This window comes from Klebsiella planticola, from assembly GCF_000783935.2.
In the GTDB taxonomy this organism is placed as follows: domain Bacteria; phylum Pseudomonadota; class Gammaproteobacteria; order Enterobacterales; family Enterobacteriaceae; genus Klebsiella; species Klebsiella planticola.
The window spans coordinates 2,960,994-2,981,122 of sequence record NZ_CP026047.1; the positions used below are offsets into that span (position 1 = coordinate 2,960,994).

Sequence of the window (20,129 nt, forward strand, 5' to 3'; positions counted from 1 at the left end):
CGCGACGATTTATACACTCAGGATTTAACTGCTTGCGATTATTTGCTCAACTTAGCTGGTACTTCCGTCGGGAGTGGCGCCGTTATCTCGGTGCGATTGCCCTGCTGGCCATTATCGCCGTTTTACAGCTGATTCCGCCAAAGGTGGTGGGAATCGTGGTTGACGGCGTCACCAGACAACATTACACCGCGGAGAGGGTGTGGATGTGGATCGGCGCGTTAGTCCTGATCGCGGTGATGGTCTATCTGCTGCGCTACGTCTGGCGCGTGCTGCTTTTTGGCGCCTCTTATCAGCTGGCGGTGGAGCTACGGGAGGACTTTTATCGTCAGCTCAGCCGTCAGCATCCGGCCTTTTACCTGCGCCACCGCACCGGCGACCTGATCGCGCGCGCCACCAACGATGTTGATCGGGTGGTCTTTGCCGCGGGGGAAGGGGTGCTGACGCTGGTGGACTCTATGGTAATGGGCTGTGCGGTGTTGATCGTGATGTCAACGCAAATCAGCTGGCAGCTCACTCTGCTGGCGCTGTTGCCGATGCCGGTGATGGCCCTGGTTATCAAGCGTAACGGTGATGCGCTCCATGAACGCTTCCGCGTCGCGCAGGCGGCATTCTCCAGCCTGAACGATCGTACTCAGGAGAGCCTGACCAGCATTCGCATGATTAAGGCCTTTGGCCTGGAGGACCGGCAATCGGCGCAGTTTGCTGCCGATGCGGCGGATACCGGCAGGAAAAACATGCGTGTGGCGCGCATTGATGCGCGCTTTGATCCGACTATCTATATTGCGATTGGCACGGCTAACCTGCTGGCGATCGGCGGAGGGAGCTGGATGGTGCTGCAGGGCAGTATGACCCTTGGCCAACTGACCAGCTTTGTGATGTATCTCGGTTTGATGATTTGGCCGATGCTGGCGCTGGCATGGATGTTTAACATCGTAGAACGCGGCAGCGCGGCCTACAGTCGGATCCGCACGATGCTTGAAGAGGCGCCGACCGTCAACGATGGTCATGAGCTGGCCCCGGAAGGGCGCGGTGCGCTTAGTGTCGCCGTACGCGAATTTATCTATCCGCAGGCGAATAAGGCCTCGCTGGAGAAGGTCAACTTCGTGCTCCAGCCTGGGCAAATGCTGGGCATTTGCGGGCCAACCGGCGCAGGGAAAAGTACGATTCTGGCGCTGATTCAGCGCCACTTTGACGTCACGCAAGGGGATATTCGCTTCCATGATATTCCGCTGACGCGGCTGCAGCTCGATAGCTGGCGCGCCCGGCTGGCGGTCGTGAACCAGACGCCGTTCCTGTTTTCCGACACCGTCGCCAACAACATTGCGCTCGGCAGGCCCGATGCGACGCCGGAGCAAATTGAGCATGTTGCGCGGCTGGCCAGCGTACACGACGATATTCTGCGCCTGCCGCAGGGATATGAAACGGAAGTCGGCGAACGCGGCGTGATGCTGTCCGGCGGGCAAAAACAGCGCATTTCCATCGCCCGCGCGCTGTTGCTGGAAGCGGAGATTCTGATTCTTGACGATGCGCTGTCGGCGGTGGATGGCCGGACCGAGCATCAGATATTGCATAATCTGCGGCAGTGGGGAGAGGGGCGAACGGTTATTATCAGCGCCCATCGCCTGTCGGCACTGACTGAGGCCAGCGAGATTCTGGTGATGCAGCATGGTCATATTGTCCAGCGCGGTCGTCACGATGGACTGGTGGCGCAGCCCGGCTGGTATCGCGATATGTATCGCTATCAACAGCTGGAAGCGGCGCTGGACGATGCGCCGCAGGATCAAGAGGAGGCCGCTGATGCGTAGTTTTTCCGAGCTCTGGCCGACTTTAAAACGGCTGCTGGCCTACGGTTCCCCGTGGCGTAAACCGCTGATTATTGCGGTGGTGATGATGTGGATTGCTGCGGCCGCCGAGGTCAGTGGTCCACTGCTGATCAGCTACTTTATCGATAATATGGTGGCGAAGAACTCCGTGCCGCTGAAGCTGGTCTGCGGTCTTGCCGCGGCCTATCTCGGCCTGCAGATCCTCGCAGCGACTCTGCACTATAACCAGTCGCTGCTGTTTAATCGCGCCGCCGTTGGCGTGGTGCAGCAGCTGCGCAGTGATGTGATGGATGCTGCGCTGCGCCAGCCGCTGAGCGAATTTGATACCCAGCCGGTCGGACAGCTCATCTCTCGCGTCACCAACGATACGGAAGTGATCCGCGATCTGTACGTCACGGTGGTGGCGACGGTACTGCGTAGCGCGGCGCTGATTGGCGCTATGCTGGTGGCGATGTTCAGCCTTGACTGGCGCATGGCGCTGGTGGCGCTGACGATTTTCCCGGCGGTGTTGATCGTGATGATGATTTATCAACGCTACAGCACGCCGATCGTACGTCGGGTGCGGGCCTGGCTGGCGGATATCAACGACGGCTTTAATGAAGTCATCAACGGCATGGGCGTTATCCAGCAGTTCCGCCAGCAGGCGCGTTTCGGCGAGCGGATGCGCGAAGCCAGCTATGCGCACTATCTGGCGCGGATGCAAACGCTGCGCCTCGATGGTTTCCTGTTGCGCCCGCTGCTGAGTCTGTTCTCAACCCTGGTGCTCTGCGGGCTGCTGATGTTGTTCGGATTTAGCTCGGCGGGCACAATTGAAGTCGGGGTGCTGTACGCCTTTATCAGCTACCTGGGGCGCCTGAATGAGCCGCTGATCGAGCTGACGACCCAGCAGTCGATGCTTCAGCAGGCGGTCGTCGCCGGCGAGCGCGTTTTCGAATTGATGGATCGCCCGCGTCAGGCGTGGGGGCAGGACAGTGCGCCGCTGCGCAGCGGCACGGTATCGATTGAGAATCTTTCTTTTGCTTATCGCGGCGATCGTCTGGTGCTGCAGGACATTAACCTGGATATTCCGTCCCGTGGTTTTGTGGCGCTGGTCGGTCATACCGGCAGCGGTAAAAGCACCCTGGCCAGCCTGATGATGGGCTACTACCCGCTGAGCAAAGGGGAAATTCGTATCGACGGTCGTCCGCTCGCTTCACTGAGCCACAGCGCCTTGCGCCAGGGCGTCGCCATGGTGCAGCAGGATCCGGTGGTGCTGGCGGATACCTTTTATGCCAACGTCACGCTCGGTCGCGATATCAGCGAGGCGCAGGTCTGGGAGGCGCTGGAGTCGGTGCAGTTGGCAGAACTGGCGCGCGGGATGAGCGAGGGGATTTATACGCAGCTGGGCGAGCAGGGGAATAATCTCTCGGTGGGACAGAAGCAGCTGCTGGCGCTGGCGCGGGTGCTGGTGGATACCCCGCAGATTTTGATTCTCGATGAAGCGACGGCGAATATCGATTCCGGCACCGAACAGGCGATTCAGCAAGCGCTGGCCAAAGTTCGTCAGCACACCACGCTGGTGGTGATTGCGCATCGTCTGTCGACGATTGTTGAGGCCGACACCATTCTGGTGCTCCACCGTGGTCAGGCCGTCGAGCGTGGCAATCATCAGCAGTTGCTGGCAGCAAAAGGGCGCTACTGGCAAATGTATCAGCTGCAGCTGGCTGGTGAAGAGCTGGCTGCCAGCGCGCAGGAAGAGTCGCTTATTGCCTGATGCACTATAAGCAAGCAGTCGTGCTGGCGCGGTTTAGCATGGTGCAAAAATGCAACGCCTGATGCACTGAAATGGTGCATTTTGGGCGGTGGTCGGCGCTTTTCCGCTATCTTCTGCCGCCGTTCTTCTGTTTTCTTCGTTAAAAGGGCCGCTATGCGGCCCTTTTTCATTTCTGGCATAGCCCTTGCTTTATTCCCTGTGTGTTAGCTGCTGCCATTACGAATTCAGAGCGGAGGGGACTTATGAAGCTGGTTACCGTGGTAATCAAACCATTCAAACTGGAAGATGTGCGTGAAGCGTTATCTTCCATCGGCATTCAGGGCCTGACGGTCACTGAGGTAAAAGGGTTTGGCCGTCAGAAAGGCCACGCCGAGCTGTACCGTGGTGCCGAATACAGCGTCAATTTTCTGCCAAAGGTGAAGATTGATGTCGCGATTGCCGACGATCAGCTTGATGAGGTCGTTGATGTGATTAGTAAAGCGGCCTACACCGGAAAAATTGGCGATGGCAAAATTTTTGTCGCCGAGTTGCAACGCGTTATTCGCATCCGCACCGGCGAAGCCGACGAAGCGGCACTGTAACGTCCAGACCACACAGTGATGGGGATCGAGAAAATGAAAATAGCAACAATGAAAACGGGTCTGGGTTCGCTGGCACTGCTTCCGGGGCTGGCGATGGCCGCACCGGCAGTGGCAGATAAAGCCGACAACGCCTTTATGATGATTTGCACCGCGCTGGTGCTGTTTATGACCATTCCGGGCATTGCGCTGTTCTATGGTGGCCTGATTCGCGGTAAAAACGTGCTCTCTATGCTGACCCAGGTCATCGTCACCTTTGGGCTGGTATGCGTGCTGTGGGTGGTTTATGGCTACACCCTGGCGTTTGGTACCGGCGGCAGCTTCTTCGGCAGCTTCGACTGGGTATTATTGAAAAACATTGAGCTGAAAGCGCTGATGGGAACCTTCTATCAGTACATCCACGTCGCTTTCCAGGGCTCCTTCGCCTGCATCACCGTTGGCCTGATCGTGGGCGCGCTGGCTGAACGTATTCGGTTCTCCGCGGTGCTGATTTTCGTCGTCGTCTGGATGACGCTCTCCTATGTGCCGATTGCACACATGGTATGGGGCGGTGGTCTGCTGGCGACGCACGGCGCGCTGGATTTTGCCGGCGGTACCGTGGTGCATATCAACGCCGCCGTGGCCGGTCTGGTTGGCGCCTATATGATGGGCAAACGCGTTGGCTTTGGCAAAGAAGCGTTCAAACCGCATAACCTGCCGATGGTCTTCACCGGTACGGCAATTCTGTATGTTGGCTGGTTTGGCTTTAACGCCGGTTCCGCGAGTGCGGCGAACGAAATTGCCGCGCTGGCTTTCGTCAACACCGTTGTGGCGACCGCCGCGGCTATTCTGGCCTGGACCTTCGGCGAATGGGCGACCCGCGGTAAACCTTCTCTGTTAGGTGCCTGTTCCGGGGCGATTGCCGGTCTGGTTGGCGTTACCCCGGCATGTGGTTACATCGGCGTAGGCGGCTCACTGATTGTGGGTATCGCCTCCGGTCTGGCGGGTCTGTGGGGCGTAACGGTTCTCAAACGCTGGTTGCGTGTTGATGACCCGTGCGATGTGTTCGGCGTACACGGTGTCTGCGGTATCGTGGGCTGTATCCTGACCGGTATCTTTGCCGCAACCTCTCTGGGCGGCGTTGGCTACGCGGAAGGCGTCACCATGGGCCATCAGCTGCTGGTGCAGCTGGAAAGTATCGGTATCACTATCGTCTGGTCCGGCATTGTGGCCTTCATCGGTTATAAAGTGGCGGATATGACCGTAGGTCTGCGTGTTCCGGAAGAGCAGGAGCGCGAAGGTCTGGACGTCAACAGCCACGGCGAAAACGCCTACAACGCCTGATAAATTGAGTCACTCCAGTAGCAGCAAAGCCTCCCGACGGGAGGCTTTTTTTCGTCAGGAGGGACAACATCAGATGTTACCCGTCGCGCATAACTCCTTACGCGTTACGGTTGCGCATGACCCCTTCCTGCACCGTTGACGCCACAAGCGTGCCATCCTGAGTATAAAACTCACCGCGAACGAAGCCCCGGGCGCTGGAGGCAGAAGTGCTCTCAACGCTGTACAGCAGCCAGTCATTAATGTTGAACGGGCGATGGAACCACATCGAGTGGTCGATCGTCGCCACCTGCATCCCCGGTTCCAGGAACCCGACGCCGTGTGGCTGGAGCGCCACCGGCAGGAAATTGAAATCGGAAGCGTAGCCCAGCAGGTACTGATGGATGCGAATATCCTCCGGCACCGCGCCGTTGGCGCGGATCCACACCTGACGGGTCGGTTCTGCAACGTGGCCCTTCAGCGGGTTGTGAAACTCAACCGGGCGGATTTCCAGCGGTTTGTCGCTGAGGAACTTATCTCTGGCCTGCGGCGGCAGCAGGTGCGCCAGCTTGCGCGTGATGTCGGTTTCGGAAGGCAGAGCATCCGGCGCAGGGGCGGTCGGCATCGATTTCTGGTGCTCATAGCCGGGCTCTGGCGCCTGGAAAGAGGCGGTCATATAAAAAATGGGTTTCCCGTTTTGAATGGCCGCCACCCGACGGGCGCTGAAGCTGTTGCCATCGCGCAGTACTTCGACGTCATAAATAATCGGTTTCTGGCTATCGCCAGGGCGCAGGAAATAGCTGTGGAATGAATGGATCAGACGCTCGGCAGGCACGGTTTCTTTCGCCGCGTACAGCGCCTGACCGACGACCTGGCCGCCAAAAACCTGACGTAAGCCCAGATCTTCACTCTGCCCGCGGAATAACCCTTCTTCAATTTTTTCCAGATTCAATAATGCCAGCAGATTGGTTAGTGCCTGACTCATATTTACCCTCAATCAATGATAACTGCCTTGCGCAGTGCGTATTGAGGCCAAGTATAACCTGGAATCGCAAGTGGTCCGATGGGTGTAATAATCTGAATAAAGGGTCATTTGCAGGAAGAGAACTGAGATCTGTGCCACACTTATCCACGATGCCAATGTTACTGCTCGCCAGTCGGCAGGACATACTCCTGCAAGTAAAGGGATGAAAAGGAGAACATAATGAAATTTGCCTATATGTTAAGTGCTTTAGCCGTTGCAACCGCTTTGACCGCCTGCGCGAATAATCACAGCGCCACGACAGCCAATAAGGCGGCTGCCCCCGATCCATATGGCATTGCGTCACTGACTTCTTCGCAGCAGCAGCCTAATGTATCAGGGACTATCTCGATCCGGCAGAGAGTCGCCCTACCGCCGGATGCGGTACTGACAGTCACCTTATCGGATGCGTCGCTGGCCGATGCACCGGCGCATGTCCTGGCGCAGAAAACGGTTCGCACCGAAGGCCAGCAGCCGCCGTATAACTTTGTCCTGCCGTACAACCCGGCGGATATCAAACCGAATGCCCGCATTTTGCTGAGCTCGGCCATTACGGTTAACGGTCAGATGATGTTTATCACCGATACCGTGCAGACGGTGGTGAATGGGGGAGGGAACCGGGCCGACCTGATTCTGGTGCCGGTACAGCAGACGGCCGTACCGGTCGCCAGCAGCGATGCCCCTGCCGCGCAGTAACCCATCTATGCCCCTGCCGAGGGGCATTTTTTTTATCTTCAGTAAATCCAGCGATAGTGCTGCAGATCGATATGGCCGCTGCCGGACACCTGAACACCTTCAGCCAGCAGCGCCTGGCGCTGGCGCTGCAAATCCGGGCCAGTAAGGGAAATGTCGCCGTGGCGGTTGACCACCCGGTGCCAGGGAAGCGTGGAGCCTTCAGGCAGGCGCTTGAGGACCCCACCAACCTGGCGTGCCGCACGGGGTGAACCCGCCAGCCGTGCTATATCGCCATAGGTGGCGACGTAACCTTGCGGAATTGAGGCCACAATTTGCCAGACCCGCCGGGGAAAAGTGTCGTGAGAATCCATCGTGCGTCCTGTAAACCGGAAAGGCTCAGAATAAGCGCTGACCGAGTGGCTGTACAGCGTCGGGGCTATCCAGGTTTCACGACCGTGGAAGCGAGCGTCGCAAGCGGAGGCGACGCAGCGTTGCCGGTCTTGCCAGGGGTGTACAGGAAGCTTTTCGCCCGGCGCTGCACAATAAACCAGCATCCGGTTGGGGTTAGCTTGCAATTCGTCGGTCCAGTAGGGATAATGCGGCTGCGCGTTGGATAACGACGCTCTCAATGGGGGCTCTGTTGGTTCTCCCGCAACGCTACTCTGTTTACCAGGTCAGATCCGGAAGGAAGCAGCCAGAGCAGACGACGTGTGTGCCGGGATGTAGCTGGCAGGGCCCCCACCCAATTCTGGGGATCCCTGTTTCTTTCTTTGTTTTTCTCGTGCTCCTGCACACAGCAAAAAAACCGCTTTCGCATCCTGGATGTTGGACTGCTTTTCCCTGATTATTCTGCTCCCGAATCGTGCCAGCACGAAGAATAGCGGATAGTTTAAGGATCATAGTGCCTGCCAGTATCGCCTCTAAAAATACCCCCGGTTTATGCTTTAAAAATATATGTCATAAATTTGAAATAATAGTGAAATAGTAATGTCATTTTCATGTCACAAATAACTGGCAGATTATCTCTGGGCATTTATTGCCTGTTCGGCAGCTGAAAATATATGTCTGGATCAGTTTGTTAACTTCGTGTATTAATTATGATAAATTTATTGCACGGGAAGCATGACGATGACTACAGTAGTTTTGAACGTAAAAATTGATGCGGAGTTAAAAGAAAAGCTGCGTCATTATGCGGAAGTAAATAACGAGAATCTGGGTACTGCAACGGAGAAACTGCTGCTTCTGGCATTTCAAATGGCAGATTCAGCAGGTGAGGCGGGGGTTTCGGAAGAGGATATCGATAGCCAGCATACCGAAGAAGAAGCTTCTCCATTAACCCCTAAAGAAATCAAAGCATTAAGAAAAATTCTGAAGAAGAAAAAATGAAACAACAACTCTCTACAGCCAGCAACTATAGCGAAGCCTGCGACTTGTTACGTTCAGGGTATGTTAAGCATGTTCGCCTCAACTGGAATATCGGTAGTGATGAGTTCTTTCGCATTGCCTCCGACTGGTGTGATACCGGGGCGAAAATAAAAAAAGATGAAGATGGTTTTATTATCTCGTTAAAAAGTTTTCCCATCCCACGCCAGCATTAATGAAATTTATTCATTGATGTCATCGGGCTGACATATAGCAATGACATCATGAAGTGCAATTTATAAAAAACATCTCATATGCGTCATGGATGATGGTTTTTGACGGGCTGAATCCAGCCCGTCGATATTTTATTATATTATTTTACGCATTCGCGTATTTTCATTCTGCTGCGTAAGACCCGCCCAGACTGGCTGCAGGGTCGTAAAGGCGTTGCGCAACTCCTCATCGTCCAGGGTGAAAGGTAAACGCAAGTAGCGGTCAAAGGCGCCAGCCAGGCCGAAGCGCGTTCCGGTACCAATATGAATCCCGATACTCTCCGCTCTTGCTGAGAAGAGCGTCGCCAGCATGCCCGGTAATTCCACCCAAAATGACAGTCCGCCTTCAGGCGATGTGAAGCGCCAGTGGGGAAAGTATTCCGTCATGAGCGCACCACACATATCACGGCGTGCGGCCAGCATTGCTCGACGCGCCGGGAGCCAGGCCCGATCATTTTCGAACAGCCAGCTGCAGGCCAGCTGTTCAAGCAGCGGAGTGCCCAGGTCGAGTGAATCCCGGGCCTGGACTAACGAGGCGATGGTGCGTGAGGAAGCGCGGATCCAGCCGATACGTAATCCCCCCCAGAAGCTTTTTCCGGCCGAGCCAATTGTTATCACCGGTGCCTCGGCGTTGAAGGCCGCCAGCGGCGGCGGCGGCGGGGCGTTGTACCATAAATCCACCATTGTCTCATCGACCACCAGCGTCGTACGCGTTTGCGCTGCCATATCGGCCACTCGCTGGCGGGTCGCGCTATCCATACAACGGCCGGTAGGATTGTGGAAATCAGGCATCAGCCAGGCCAGCCGCGGTGCGGTTTGCGCAATGGTTGCCGCCAGTCCGTCGCAGTCCCAGCCGTGCTGCGGCAGGGCGACGCCGACCGGCCGACAGGAGGCGCCCTGAATGGCGCTGATCGCCATGGGATAGGACGGCGCGTCAATCACCACGCGGTCGCCAGGCCCGGTTAGCAGGCGAAGCACCAGCGAAAATGCGCTCAACGCGCCGTTCACAATCATCACTTCCTCGCTGCGGGTTGGAAGACCTCGTTCGCAGTAGCGGCGGGCTATCGCCTCCCGCAATACCGGCAGCCCGTGCTGGTCGTAACCGGTATGGGACAGATGTTGCGGCAGCATCGTCAGGGCCTGATGATAGGCCTGGTGTATCTCTGGTCCGGCGCTCAGGGCGGCGGTGGCCAGATTGACCGATGATGGACGGAAGTCCGCTGTTGTCACCGTGTCCGCTCGTTCCGGCAGCGCGATACGCGAACCGCTTCCCTGACGACTGTAAAGATAACCCTCTTCACGCAGCTGGCCGAGCGCGCTGGCGATGGTGGTGCGGCTGACGTTCAGGGCCGCGGCCAGCTCCCGTTCGCCCGGGAGCCGCGTTTCCAGCGTCAGGCGACCATCAAGAATCAGCAGACGCAGGGCGTCCGCCAGCTGGCGCCAGAGCGGCGTTCGGGTCGAAGACTCTTGCCAGTGGCCCAGCAGGCGTACCAGCGATTGCGTACCGAAGCGACGAGAAACCATAGCGATCCACTTTTAAAAAACTGGCCATTAATTATCAATCCATTTTTGCTGATGATGGCGAGGTCCGCAATCATCCAGAGGTAAAAAATGTTACGTCGATTAGTGCAGCTCTATATCGGTCTTGTTCTGTACGGCGTGTCGACCGCGTTGTTTGTTCATGCCAATCTGGGTGCCGATCCGTGGGATGTTTTTCATCTCGGCGTCGGTAAGCAGTTTGGCCTCGATTTTGGCACGGTGATTATTCTGACCGGGGCCGCGGTGCTGCTGTTGTGGATCCCGCTGCGTCAAATGCCGGGTCTGGGAACGGTCAGCAATGTGATTGTGCTGGGGCTGGCGGCAAACGCGACGCTGGCCGTCCTGCCGCCAATGGAGTCGCTGGTGCTGCGCAGCCTGATGCTGATCGGCGCCATCGTACTGAATGCTCTGGCCACGGGGATGTATATTGGCGCCGGTTTTGGCCCCGGACCGCGTGATGGACTGATGACCGGTTTGCATGCCCGTACCGGGTGGTCTTTGCGGGGGATCCGCACCGTCATTGAACTATCGGTGCTGGCGATCGGCTGGGCGCTGGGTGGTACCGTTGGCGTCGGTACCGTGCTTTATGCGCTGACGATTGGGCCGCTTATCCAGCTGTGTTTACCCTGGTTTCGCCAGCCGACGGTGCGCAAAACGGTCACCGCTACCGGTGAGGCGGTCTCCTGATTTTATCCCGTAATAAGGGATGAGGGCTAAACTTAGCCTTACAGATGCGGTCGGGTTCGCCGGTCGCGCTGTTCACTTCGGAGATCATACTCATGAAGTACGTTGATGGTTTTGTCGTTGCCGTGCCCGCGAAAAATAAGGAGGCCTATCGCGAGCTGGCAGCAAAGGCCGCACCGCTGTTTAAAGAGTTTGGTGCGCTACGGGTGGTGGAGTGCTGGGCGGACGATGTGCCGGACGGTAAGCTCACCGATTTTCGCATGGCGGTGAAAGCCGGGAGCGACGAAGAGGTCGTGTTCAGCTGGATAGAATATCCGTCAAAAGAGGTGCGCGATGCGGCGAATGCCACCATGATGGCCGACCCAAGGATGAAAGCGTTAGGCGATAGCATGCCGTTTGATGGTAAGCGAATGATTTTCGGCGGCTTCCTGCCGTTACTGGATGAATAATCTGCCCCGCCGTCCCTTTCCTGTGGAAGGGGGCGGCAGTGGCGTGGTCAGGATACTTTGGTAAACAGGTGGCGATAATCGCGCACGTCGCCGTCGGTACGAAACAGACCGCCGCCGCTATAGTGCAGTGTCTGTGGCCACCTGGGCTGCGGTTTTACGTTTGCCGCCACCACTTCAAAAATAAAGAAGTTATAGCTGTCCACCAGCGCAGCGTCGAAGAGCCGGCATTCAAAACTGGCGTGGCATTCGGCAATTGACGGCGCGGACACCTGTTCACTGGCTTCCGCGGTGAGACGGAAGGCAGCAAACTTGTCTACCGTGTCACCGTCACAGTTCCCGATTCTGGCGACCGTCTCCGCCATGGCGGCGTCAGGCAGGTTGATAACGCACTCCCCGCTGCGGCGAATCATGTCGAAACTGATGTTGCCGGCGGAAATCATGCACCCTACCAGCGAGGGGGAAAACTCCAGCACCGTATACCAGCCAAGGGTCATGATATTATTTCGATCCTGCCAGCGGCTGCTGATTAAGACGACCGCGCCGGGTTCCAGCCAGTGGCGCACATCGTGTAAAGGCCAGGGATGTTTTTGCATCAGGGAGCTCTCCCTTCATGGATTTACCTTAAGCGTAGCGCATGCGCTTTAAGGTTATTTTCCGCCCACAGAATAAACTGCTCTTTCGGTAATGCCGGACTGTACAGCCAGCCCTGGGCGTAGAGCACATCGTGGCGACACAGCCAGTCGCGCTGTTCTGCTGTTTCGACGCCTTCGGCAATGGTGGCCAGATGGAGCGCTTTTGCCATTTTGATGATATGCGGCGTCAGCGGCTTATATTCGAGGGTATCGACGAAGGATTTGTCAATTTTCAGGGTATCGACATCCAGTTTTTGCAGGTAGCTGAGGCTGGAATAACCGGTCCCGAAGTCATCGATCGAAATGCTGTGTCCCGCCTGACGATAGCGGGCGATCACCGGCAGAGTGGTTTCGGGATCGACGAAACCGCGCTCCGTCAGCTCAAGCGTAATTTGCGCAGGCGCGATCTCCCACTGCTGTAGCCGATCGGCCAGAAGCGCTGGCAGAGTAGGTGAGCGCAGATCGTCGACCGACAGATTAATCGAAATGTGGAGTTCCGGATGCGTGTGCAGCCACGGGCCGAGCTCGGCGAAAATTTTCCGCACAATATCTTCAGTTAAATGGGTAATGAGCCCGGTCTCTTCGGCAAGCGGAATAAAAATATCCGGCGATAAAAAGCTGCCGTCGGGCTGCTGCCAGCGCGCCAGGGCTTCGGCGCCGACGATTTTGCCCTCCTTCAACGAGACGATGGGCTGGTAATGGACCCGAATCGCGTCGGAGTGCAGCGCATCCAGCATCCCATAGCGTGGAGAGCGTAAGGTGCGCAGTAGTCGCAGTAGCAAAAATGAGGTCAGCAGACTGATAAACAGGCCGAGGGGAAGCCACAGCACCAGCTGGTGGCGGAATTTTTCCTGCAGCGGTAGCGTGGATGACCAGGTGGCGATAGCCAGCCCCAGTTCTGGAATACGATGGAGGCGATAAACCGTGTTGTCGACGGTGAGCGTCTGGCCATCCAGGTGCTTGATTTGCTCCCAGACCACCGGGTTGAGAGGCTCGCTGCTGGTAATCACCTGCTTGTCTTTGGTGCCAAACAGAATCGCATGAATATTTTCCTGGCCGGGCGAAATGATATCGATAAATGAGGCGGGATCGATCATCACGACATGATTCTTACTGCCTAGCGCCGTCATTTTGCGCTTCAGGCCGAGATCGTTGACTGAAGTGAGCCAGGCCCGATAACCGTCGGTGGTGATGTGATCGGGGTCAGGAAAGGAGACTGGGGGACTGCGATCTTCAAGAGAAGAACATTGCGGCACCGAACCTTTGAGCCAAAGCACCTCCTGCACATAGCGGTGGGTATAGGCGATTCGGCGCATCGCGAGCAGATGCTGTGGGCTGCAGGCGGCTGCGCTGTGGGCATCGGCTTCCTGCAGCGCTTCTCGTGCCTGGCTCGCCACCTGCTGGATGCGCATCAGCACGCGGGAAGAGTAGTTATCCAGCTCGGAATAAAACAGTATTTTTGCCTGGTTGGTCGCCAGCCAGATGCTTAAGGCTATCGGCACAATGACGGCGAGTATCAATACCCCGGTTACCAGACTCACCAGATTCCTGGTCGTCATGCGCATATCCTTATGTTATTGGGGGTTTGATCAGTATATCCGATAGCGGAGAAAGGTCGCAGACGAGCGACAATTATTATTGGATTTAAAAAATGCCCGAATCACGACATGGCGCGGATATCGGGCTAACAGTGGATGATCCGCAGCGGTCGAGGCAATGAGCGGCGCGGATTAAAACGAGGGCTGGAGCTGGCATGCCGATAGCTTGCGTTATCAGCATCCAGGTTCAGTTTACAGCGTAATCATGACAGCCAGATGTTTTTTAATGAGCATCTGGCGCAGTAATATCGGCGCTGATCCGCAGATCGTTTTCATCGAAAACCATACAGAAGCGGTCGTCAAAGGCGACGTCGATTTTCTGCCACGGGCGGAAGTGCACATCGCCGGGCAGCAGAATTTTCACGTTGTCATGGCCATAGCACTGGCCGAACAAGTAGGTGTTGTTCCCCAGGCGTTCAACCACTTCACACTGAAACTCCACTACCGTACCGCTGCGAACGTCGGTCGACAGGTGTTCCGGGCGAATCCCCAGCGTCACCGCGTCACCGGGTTGCAGCGGCGAGGTGGTGATATTCAGCGTCAGGCTATGCTGCTGCGCCATCTGTACGGTGAGCTGACCCGGCTGCCAGGCGCTGACCGTGGCGGGCAGGAAGTTCATTTTCGGAGAGCCGATAAAACCGGCGACGAACCGGTTGACCGGGTTGTAGTACAGCGACATCGGCGATCCCATCTGCTCGACTTTCCCGTAGTTCATCACCACGATTTTATCGGCCAGGGTCATCGCCTCCACCTGATCGTGGGTGACATACACCATGGTGGTTTTCAGCTCATGGTGCAGTTTGGCGATGTGCAGACGCATCTCGACGCGCAGCTCCGCATCCAGGTTCGAGAGCGGCTCATCAAACATAAACACCCGCGGGTTACGTACGATGGCGCGGCCGATTGCCACACGCTGACGCTGGCCGCCGGAGAGCTGTTTTGGTTTGCGATCCAGCAGATGGGTCAGCTGTAGCGTTTTGGCCACCATTTCGACCTGACGACGAATTTCGTCCTTCGGCACTTTATTGACCTTCAGGCCATAGCCCATATTTTCCGCCACCGTCATGTGCGGATAGAGCGCATAGGACTGGAAAACCATGGCCACGCCGCGATGGGCGGGCACCACATCATTCATCACCTCATCGCCGATCAGCACCTCGCCATCGCTGACCTCCTCAAGTCCGGCAATCATCCGCAGCAGGGTCGATTTCCCGCAGCCGGATGGCCCGACAAAGACCGCAAATTCACCGTCTTCGATATCAAGATTGACCTGGTGCAGCGTCACGGTAGTACCAAACCGTTTGGTGACATTCCTCAGTCGTATATTGGACATCAACATTCCCCGGGGTTAGTAATCGTTATTTGCCGTTGGGATTAGGGTTGTAGCGGTTTTTTGTATTACGTGTAACAACCAGGCTCAACAATGCTCAACAGCGCTGAAATCATGGAATGACTATAACTTCCCGTATTTTTGAGCCCTACATCGATGTTTCATTTCTGCAATCACGATCACACAACTGGTAGTCTGGTGTAGTTTTATACGCCTTCAAAGCGTAGCGTATAACAAATCAGGAAAAACTGGATTTAGCGTTGTAAGTCGCCATTTATCAGTTGGTTCATACACAGTGATAAATGAAGTTATCAAATAAAAACCAATAAATTGTTATACCTTCACATGAGGTTGATAATGAAAAAGAACATCCTTGCTGCACTTATCCTCACGACTCTGGCTGCCGGGCAGCTTGTCAGCCTGCAGGCCCATGCCGCCGGTCAGCTGAACGTCTGGGAAGACATCAAAAAATCCGACGGGATTAAAGCGGCGATCGGCGATTTTGAAAAACAGTACGACGTTAAGGTCAACGTGCAGGAGATGCCCTATGCACAACAGCTGGAAAAGCTGCGCCTTGATGGCCCTGCCGGCATTGGCCCGGATGTGCTGGTGATCCCCAATGACCAGCTCGGGGGAGCGGTAGTGCAGGGGCTGCTGTCGCCGCTGACGCTGGATCAGGCGAAGCAGGAGGTATTCACCCCGGCGTCAATTAATGCCTTCCGGATGGATAACGTGCTGTATGGCGTGCCGAAAGCGGTGGAAACCCTGGTGCTGATTTACAACAAAGCGCTGATCGACAAACCGCTGAATAGCCTGCAGGCGTGGTTCGACTATTCGAAAGCGCAGCGGGCGGAGAACAAATATGGCCTGCTGGCCAAGTTCGATCAGATCTATTACAGCTGGGGCGCGATTGGTCCGATGGGCGGCTATATCTTTGGCAAAAACGAGAAGGGCGGTTTTAATCCGCAGGACGTCGGTTTGAATAAACCCGGCGCGGTCGAAGCCGTTACCTTCCTGAAAAAATTCTATAGCGACAAGGTCTTCCCGGCGGGGATCCTCGGAGATAACGGGCTGAATGCCATCGATTCGTTATTCACGGAGAAGAAAGCGGCGGCGGTGATCAACGGTCCATGGGCGTTCCAGCCGTACGAAGCGGCGGGGATTAACTACGGCGTCGCGCCGCTGCCGATGCTGCCAGACGGCAAACCGATGAGCTCGTTCCTTGGCGTAAAAGGTTACGTGGTGTCGACCTGGAGCAAAGACAAAGCGCTGGCGCAGCAGTTTATTGAGTTTATCAACCAGCCTCAGTACGTGAAGGCGCGCTATGTGGCAACCGGCGAGATCCCGGCGCTGAAAGCCATGATTGACGATCCGCTTATCAAGAATGACGAGAAAGCCAGCGCGGTGGCGGTGCAATCCGCTCGCGCCACGGCGATGCCGGGGATCCCGGAAATGGGCGAAGTGTGGGGGCCGGCGAACGCGGCGCTGGAGCTCAGCCTGACCGGCAAACAGCCGCCGCAGGCGGCGCTCGATAATGCAGAGAAACAGATCAAGATGCAGATCGAGGCTATGCAGGCCAGCAACCAGTAATCGCGATGTCCGTCATTGTAAGGTAACAGGCGCGTTGGCCGCTGACCTGTTACCCGGATTATCAGGGCATAGATGTAAAAAAGCGGGAGGAGGACCTCCCGTTTTCAGAAGGAGTGGTGTGTGATTATCAATCCCAGCGAAAATATTGCCGAGTCGCGCGGCGCAGGTCGTCATGCGTGGTGCGGCCTGCTGCTGGCTGTCGTGCCGGGTTTTGGCCAGTTTTATCATCGCCAGTGGCTGAAGGGGCTTGTCTTCCTGGTTCTGCTGAGCAGTTTCATGGGCGTTTTTTATGACTTCCTGCAAGAAGGACTGTGGGGGCTCTACACCCTGGGTGAGGAAGTCCCGCGGGATAACTCCATTTTCCTGTTGGCGGAAGGGATCATCAGCGTGCTGATCGTCGCTTTTGGCCTGCTCATTTACTCTCTTTCGCTGCGCGATGCCTGGGTTAACGGCAAAAAGCGCGATGAAGGCGTGGCGCTGAACAGCGTGCGCAAACAGTATCAGATGCTGTTGAACCAGGGGTTTCCCTATCTGATGATCAGCCCCGGCTTTATTCTGCTGGTGTTCGTCGTCATCTTCCCGATTCTCTTTGGCTTTGCCATCGCGTTCACCAACTACAACCTCTACCACACGCCGCCGGCGAAGCTGGTGGATTGGGTGGGTTTTAAAAACTTTATCAATATTTTCACGCTCTCTATCTGGCGCTCGACCTTCTTTGACGTGCTGCAGTGGACGGTGGTGTGGACGCTGCTGGCGACGACCCTGCAATGCACCGTCGGTGTGCTGCTGGCAATCCTGGTGAACCAGAAAGATCTGCGCTTTAAGCCGATGATTCGCACCATTTTTATCCTGCCGTGGGCGGTTCCGGGCTTTGTCACTATCCTGGTGTTTGCGGGGATGTTTAACGACTCGTTTGGGGTGATCAACAACGCGATTCTGTCGTTCTTCGGCATTGGCCCGAAGGCGTGGCTGACCGATCCGTTCTGGACGAAAACTGCGCTGATCATGATGCAAACCTGGCTGGGCTTCCCGTTTGTCTTCGCCATGACCACCGGCGTGCTGCAGGCGATTCCTGACGACCTTTATGAAGCCGCGACCATGGACGGAGCCAGCGCGTTTACCCGCCTGCGGACCATTACGCTGCCGCTGGTGCTGTACTCGATCGCGCCGATCATTATCACCCAGTACACCTTCAACTTTAACAACTTCAACATCATTTACCTGTTCAACAACGGCGGGCCAGCGGTCGCCGGTTCGAACGCCGGCGGGACGGATATTCTGGTGTCGTGGATCTACAAACTGACGATGTCGTCTTCGCAATATGCCATTGCGGCGACCATTACTATCCTGCTGTCGATTTTTGTCGTCGGCCTGGCACTGTGGCAGTTCCGCGCCACCAAATCCTTCAAAAACGACGACATGGCGTAAGGGAAGCAACATGGCTAAATCACCCAGTATTAAACGCGAAAAGTGGATTCGCCTGTCACTCACCTGGCTGATTGTTATCCTGGTCTCGGTGGTGATTATCTATCCGCTGGTCTGGACCGTCGGCGCGTCGCTGAATGCCGGAAACAGCCTGCTCAGCACCTCGATTATTCCGGAGAACCTGTCATTCCAGCACTATGCCGACTTGTTCAACGGCAATGTGAACTACCTGACCTGGTACTGGAACTCGATGAAAATCAGCTTCATGACCATGGTGCTGACTTTAATCAGCGTCAGTTTTACCGCCTACGCCTTTTCCCGCTTTCGCTTTAAAGGGCGGCAGAACGGGCTGATGTTGTTCCTGCTGCTGCAGATGATCCCGCAGTTTTCTGCGCTGATTGCGATCTTCGTACTCTCGCAGCTGCTGGGGCTGATCAACAGCCATCTGGCGCTGGTGTTGATCTACGTTGGCGGCATGATCCCGATGAATACCTGGCTGATGAAGGGCTATCTCGACGCGATCCCGAAAGATCTGGATGAGTCGGCAAGAATGGACGGCGCCAGCAGCTTCCGTATCTTCTTCGAGATAATCATGCCGCTGTCAAAACCGATTCTCGCGGTGGTGGCGCTGTTTTCATTTACCGGTCCGCTGGGCGATTTTATTTTGTCGAGCACCATCCTGCGTACGCCGGACAAATACACGCTGCCGATCGGCCTGTACAACCTGGTCGCGCAAAAAATGGGCGCCAGCTATACCACCTACGCGGCAGGCGCGGTGCTGATTGCCGTTCCGGTCGCGATTCTCTACCTGGCATTACAAAAATACTTTGTTTCCGGCCTGACCTCTGGCAGTACAAAAGGATAACCCCATGAAAAGATTAACACCCGCGTTGCTTGCTGTTTGTCTGGCATGCAGTTTTTCCCCTTCTGCTCTGGCTGCCGAGGCGCTGCAAACGCGCGCATTTCGCGCGATGCCTGCGGATTTTATTAAAGGCGCAGATATCTCCACGCTGCTGGATGCGGAAAAGCACGGGGCAAAGTTTTATAACCACAACAACCAGCTGCAGGATCCGATCGCCATTTTGAAAGCCGATGGCGTGAACTATGTCCGCCTGCGCCTGTGGGTTGACCCGAAAGATGCGCAGGGTCAGGGCTACGGCGGCGGTGATAACGATCTGGCGGCAACGCTGGCGCTGGCGAAGCGGGCAAAAGCGCAGGGCATGAAGCTACTGCTGGATTTCCACTACAGCGATTTCTGGACTGATCCGGGTAAACAATTCAAGCCGAAGGCCTGGGAAAAAATGGATTATCCGCAGCTGAAAACGACTATCCACGACTACACCCGTGACACCATCGCCCGCTTTAAGCAGGAAGGCGTTCTGCCGGATATGGTGCAGATTGGCAATGAGATAAATGGGGGCATGCTGTGGCCGGAAGGCAAAAGCTGGGGGCAGGGCGGCGGCGAATTTGACCGTCTGGCGGGTCTGCTGAATGCGGCCATCGACGGTCTGAAAGAGAATCTGAAGAATGGCGAACAGGTGAAAATCATGCTTCATCTGGCTGAAGGTACGAAGAACGATACCTTCCGCTGGTGGTTTGATGAAATCAGCAAGCGCAACGTACCGTACGACATCATCGGCCTGTCGATGTACACCTACTGGAACGGCCCGATCGGTGCGCTGAAAGCGAATATGGATGATATCAGCCGGCGCTATAACAAAGATGTGATAGTCGTGGAGGCCGCCTATGCCTATACCCTGGAAAATTGCGATAGCGCAGAAAACAGTTTCCAGGCCAAAGAAGAAAAAGAGGGCGGATATCCGGCCACGGTACAGGGACAATATAATTATATTCACGATTTAATGCAGGCCGTTGCCGATGTTCCCGACCAGCGCGGGAAAGGTATTTTTTATTGGGAACCGACCTGGATTGCCGTGCCGGGAAATACCTGGGCCACGCCAGCGGGCATGAAATATATCCACGATGAATGGAAACAGGGTAATGCCCGGGAAAATCAGGCGTTGTTTGATTGCCAGGGAAAAGTATTACCTTCAGCGAAAGTCTTTAATTAATCGTTAAGTTTTACACTTCAGGATGTT

General features: G+C 55.9%; 19 protein-coding genes and 1 other RNA gene. 14 read left to right on the forward strand and 6 right to left on the reverse strand.

The annotated features are described in order from the left end of the window. Positions 1 to 32: 32 nt before the first annotated feature. From MC50_RS14350 to amtB, 4 genes are all read left to right on the forward strand, one after another. Positions 33 to 1,805, forward strand: a complete 1,773-nt coding sequence (locus tag MC50_RS14350) for a SmdA family multidrug ABC transporter permease/ATP-binding protein (protein WP_047664221.1) — start codon at positions 33 to 35, stop codon at positions 1,803 to 1,805. Beyond that, the gene (locus MC50_RS14355; RefSeq protein ID WP_004858742.1) at positions 1,798 to 3,576 is read left to right on the forward strand and encodes a SmdB family multidrug efflux ABC transporter permease/ATP-binding protein; all 1,779 of its coding nucleotides are present in this window, start codon (positions 1,798 to 1,800) and stop codon (positions 3,574 to 3,576) included. Before MC50_RS14350 ends, MC50_RS14355 begins: the two co-directional genes overlap by 8 nt. Before the next feature lie 242 nt (positions 3,577 to 3,818). After that, a complete protein-coding gene (glnK, locus tag MC50_RS14360) occupies positions 3,819 to 4,157 on the forward strand; it encodes a P-II family nitrogen regulator (RefSeq protein ID WP_004858743.1) in 339 nt (112 codons plus the stop codon). Between the two features lie 33 nt (positions 4,158 to 4,190). Further along, complete coding sequence (amtB, locus tag MC50_RS14365; RefSeq protein WP_032689240.1) at positions 4,191 to 5,477, forward strand: ammonium transporter AmtB; 1,287 nt, start codon at positions 4,191 to 4,193, stop codon at positions 5,475 to 5,477. A gap of 97 nt (positions 5,478 to 5,574) precedes the next feature. Here the strand turns inward: amtB and tesB are convergent, their stop codons facing one another. Further along, a complete protein-coding gene (gene tesB / locus MC50_RS14370; RefSeq protein ID WP_047664223.1) occupies positions 5,575 to 6,438 on the reverse strand; it encodes an acyl-CoA thioesterase II in 864 nt (287 codons plus the stop codon). Positions 6,439 to 6,657: 219 nt separating this feature from the next. Here tesB and MC50_RS14375 point away from each other — a divergent pair, with 219 nt between their 5' ends. Further along, the gene (locus MC50_RS14375; RefSeq protein WP_032689225.1) at positions 6,658 to 7,170 is read left to right on the forward strand and encodes a YbaY family lipoprotein; all 513 of its coding nucleotides are present in this window, start codon (positions 6,658 to 6,660) and stop codon (positions 7,168 to 7,170) included. A 38-nt stretch (positions 7,171 to 7,208) separates the two neighbouring features. On the opposite strand, the gene MC50_RS14380 is transcribed toward MC50_RS14375, so the two are convergent. Further along, a complete protein-coding gene (locus MC50_RS14380; protein WP_032689224.1) occupies positions 7,209 to 7,520 on the reverse strand; it encodes an MGMT family protein in 312 nt (103 codons plus the stop codon). 267 nt (positions 7,521 to 7,787) lie between these two features. Between MC50_RS14380 and ffs the strand changes: the two genes are divergently transcribed. The 3 genes from ffs to MC50_RS14395 all read left to right on the forward strand — a co-directional run bounded on the left by ffs (position 7,788) and on the right by MC50_RS14395 (position 8,747). Next, an RNA gene (gene ffs / locus MC50_RS14385) (signal recognition particle sRNA small type) lies at positions 7,788 to 7,884 on the forward strand. Positions 7,885 to 8,277: 393 nt separating this feature from the next. Then, positions 8,278 to 8,535 (forward strand): hypothetical protein, encoded by a 258-nt coding sequence (locus MC50_RS14390; protein WP_032696529.1) that lies wholly within the window; start codon positions 8,278 to 8,280, stop codon positions 8,533 to 8,535. Beyond that, complete coding sequence (locus MC50_RS14395) at positions 8,532 to 8,747, forward strand: hypothetical protein (protein WP_004858752.1); 216 nt, start codon at positions 8,532 to 8,534, stop codon at positions 8,745 to 8,747. Before MC50_RS14390 ends, MC50_RS14395 begins: the two co-directional genes overlap by 4 nt. Positions 8,748 to 8,879: 132 nt before the next feature. Here the strand turns inward: MC50_RS14395 and yczR are convergent, their stop codons facing one another. Then, a complete protein-coding gene (gene yczR, locus MC50_RS14400; protein ID WP_032696527.1) occupies positions 8,880 to 10,307 on the reverse strand; it encodes a MocR-like transcription factor YczR in 1,428 nt (475 codons plus the stop codon). A gap of 87 nt (positions 10,308 to 10,394) precedes the next feature. On the opposite strand from yczR, the gene yczE reads away from it, so the two are divergent. Then, on the forward strand, positions 10,395 to 11,009 hold the full coding sequence (gene yczE / locus MC50_RS14405) for a membrane protein YczE (RefSeq protein WP_032689218.1): 615 nt from the start codon (positions 10,395 to 10,397) through the stop codon (positions 11,007 to 11,009). A 92-nt stretch (positions 11,010 to 11,101) separates the two neighbouring features. After that, a complete protein-coding gene (locus MC50_RS14410; RefSeq protein WP_032689238.1) occupies positions 11,102 to 11,455 on the forward strand; it encodes a DUF1428 domain-containing protein in 354 nt (117 codons plus the stop codon). 47 nt (positions 11,456 to 11,502) lie between these two features. Here MC50_RS14410 and MC50_RS14415 read toward each other — a convergent pair whose 3' ends face one another. From MC50_RS14415 to MC50_RS14425, 3 genes are all read right to left on the reverse strand, one after another. Then, positions 11,503 to 12,048: a flavin reductase family protein gene (locus MC50_RS14415; RefSeq protein WP_047664226.1), complete on the reverse strand. Its 546-nt coding sequence runs from the start codon at positions 12,046 to 12,048 to the stop codon at positions 11,503 to 11,505. A gap of 23 nt (positions 12,049 to 12,071) precedes the next feature. Next, positions 12,072 to 13,646 (reverse strand): EAL domain-containing protein, encoded by a 1,575-nt coding sequence (locus MC50_RS14420; RefSeq protein WP_032689216.1) that lies wholly within the window; start codon positions 13,644 to 13,646, stop codon positions 12,072 to 12,074. A gap of 262 nt (positions 13,647 to 13,908) precedes the next feature. Further along, positions 13,909 to 15,018: an ABC transporter ATP-binding protein gene (locus tag MC50_RS14425; protein ID WP_032689215.1), complete on the reverse strand. Its 1,110-nt coding sequence runs from the start codon at positions 15,016 to 15,018 to the stop codon at positions 13,909 to 13,911. Positions 15,019 to 15,372: 354 nt separating this feature from the next. On the opposite strand from MC50_RS14425, the gene MC50_RS14430 reads away from it, so the two are divergent. The 4 genes from MC50_RS14430 to MC50_RS14445 all read left to right on the forward strand — a co-directional run bounded on the left by MC50_RS14430 (position 15,373) and on the right by MC50_RS14445 (position 20,102). Then, entirely contained in the window at positions 15,373 to 16,605 is a 1,233-nt protein-coding gene (locus MC50_RS14430; RefSeq protein ID WP_047664227.1) for an extracellular solute-binding protein, read from the forward strand. Between the two features lie 120 nt (positions 16,606 to 16,725). Further along, positions 16,726 to 18,033, forward strand: a complete 1,308-nt coding sequence (locus MC50_RS14435) for a carbohydrate ABC transporter permease (protein ID WP_032689213.1) — start codon at positions 16,726 to 16,728, stop codon at positions 18,031 to 18,033. Positions 18,034 to 18,043: 10 nt separating this feature from the next. Further along, positions 18,044 to 18,895, forward strand: a complete 852-nt coding sequence (locus MC50_RS14440; protein WP_004858771.1) for a sugar ABC transporter permease — start codon at positions 18,044 to 18,046, stop codon at positions 18,893 to 18,895. 4 nt (positions 18,896 to 18,899) lie between these two features. Continuing rightward, complete coding sequence (locus MC50_RS14445; protein WP_032696525.1) at positions 18,900 to 20,102, forward strand: glycoside hydrolase family 53 protein; 1,203 nt, start codon at positions 18,900 to 18,902, stop codon at positions 20,100 to 20,102. The last annotated feature ends 27 nt before the right edge of the window (positions 20,103 to 20,129 follow it).

Bases quoted from the DNA above. Each gene is read 5' to 3' on its own strand.
- MC50_RS14355 (WP_004858742.1), top strand. From the start codon at position 1,798: ATGCGTAGTTTTTCCGAGCTCTGGCCGACTTTAAAACGGCTGCTGGCC.
- glnK (WP_004858743.1), top strand. From the start codon at position 3,819: ATGAAGCTGGTTACCGTGGTAATCAAACCATTCAAACTGGAAGATGTG.
- amtB (WP_032689240.1), top strand. From the start codon at position 4,191: ATGAAAATAGCAACAATGAAAACGGGTCTGGGTTCGCTGGCACTGCTT.
- tesB (WP_047664223.1), bottom strand. From the start codon at position 6,438: ATGAGTCAGGCACTAACCAATCTGCTGGCATTATTGAATCTGGAAAAA.
- MC50_RS14375 (WP_032689225.1), top strand. From the start codon at position 6,658: ATGAAATTTGCCTATATGTTAAGTGCTTTAGCCGTTGCAACCGCTTTG.
- MC50_RS14380 (WP_032689224.1), bottom strand. From the start codon at position 7,520: ATGGATTCTCACGACACTTTTCCCCGGCGGGTCTGGCAAATTGTGGCC.
- MC50_RS14390 (WP_032696529.1), top strand. From the start codon at position 8,278: ATGACTACAGTAGTTTTGAACGTAAAAATTGATGCGGAGTTAAAAGAA.
- MC50_RS14395 (WP_004858752.1), top strand. From the start codon at position 8,532: ATGAAACAACAACTCTCTACAGCCAGCAACTATAGCGAAGCCTGCGAC.
- yczR (WP_032696527.1), bottom strand. From the start codon at position 10,307: ATGGTTTCTCGTCGCTTCGGTACGCAATCGCTGGTACGCCTGCTGGGC.
- yczE (WP_032689218.1), top strand. From the start codon at position 10,395: ATGTTACGTCGATTAGTGCAGCTCTATATCGGTCTTGTTCTGTACGGC.
- MC50_RS14410 (WP_032689238.1), top strand. From the start codon at position 11,102: ATGAAGTACGTTGATGGTTTTGTCGTTGCCGTGCCCGCGAAAAATAAG.
- MC50_RS14415 (WP_047664226.1), bottom strand. From the start codon at position 12,048: ATGCAAAAACATCCCTGGCCTTTACACGATGTGCGCCACTGGCTGGAA.
- MC50_RS14420 (WP_032689216.1), bottom strand. From the start codon at position 13,646: ATGACGACCAGGAATCTGGTGAGTCTGGTAACCGGGGTATTGATACTC.
- MC50_RS14425 (WP_032689215.1), bottom strand. From the start codon at position 15,018: ATGTCCAATATACGACTGAGGAATGTCACCAAACGGTTTGGTACTACC.
- MC50_RS14430 (WP_047664227.1), top strand. From the start codon at position 15,373: ATGAAAAAGAACATCCTTGCTGCACTTATCCTCACGACTCTGGCTGCC.
- MC50_RS14440 (WP_004858771.1), top strand. From the start codon at position 18,044: ATGGCTAAATCACCCAGTATTAAACGCGAAAAGTGGATTCGCCTGTCA.
- MC50_RS14445 (WP_032696525.1), top strand. From the start codon at position 18,900: ATGAAAAGATTAACACCCGCGTTGCTTGCTGTTTGTCTGGCATGCAGT.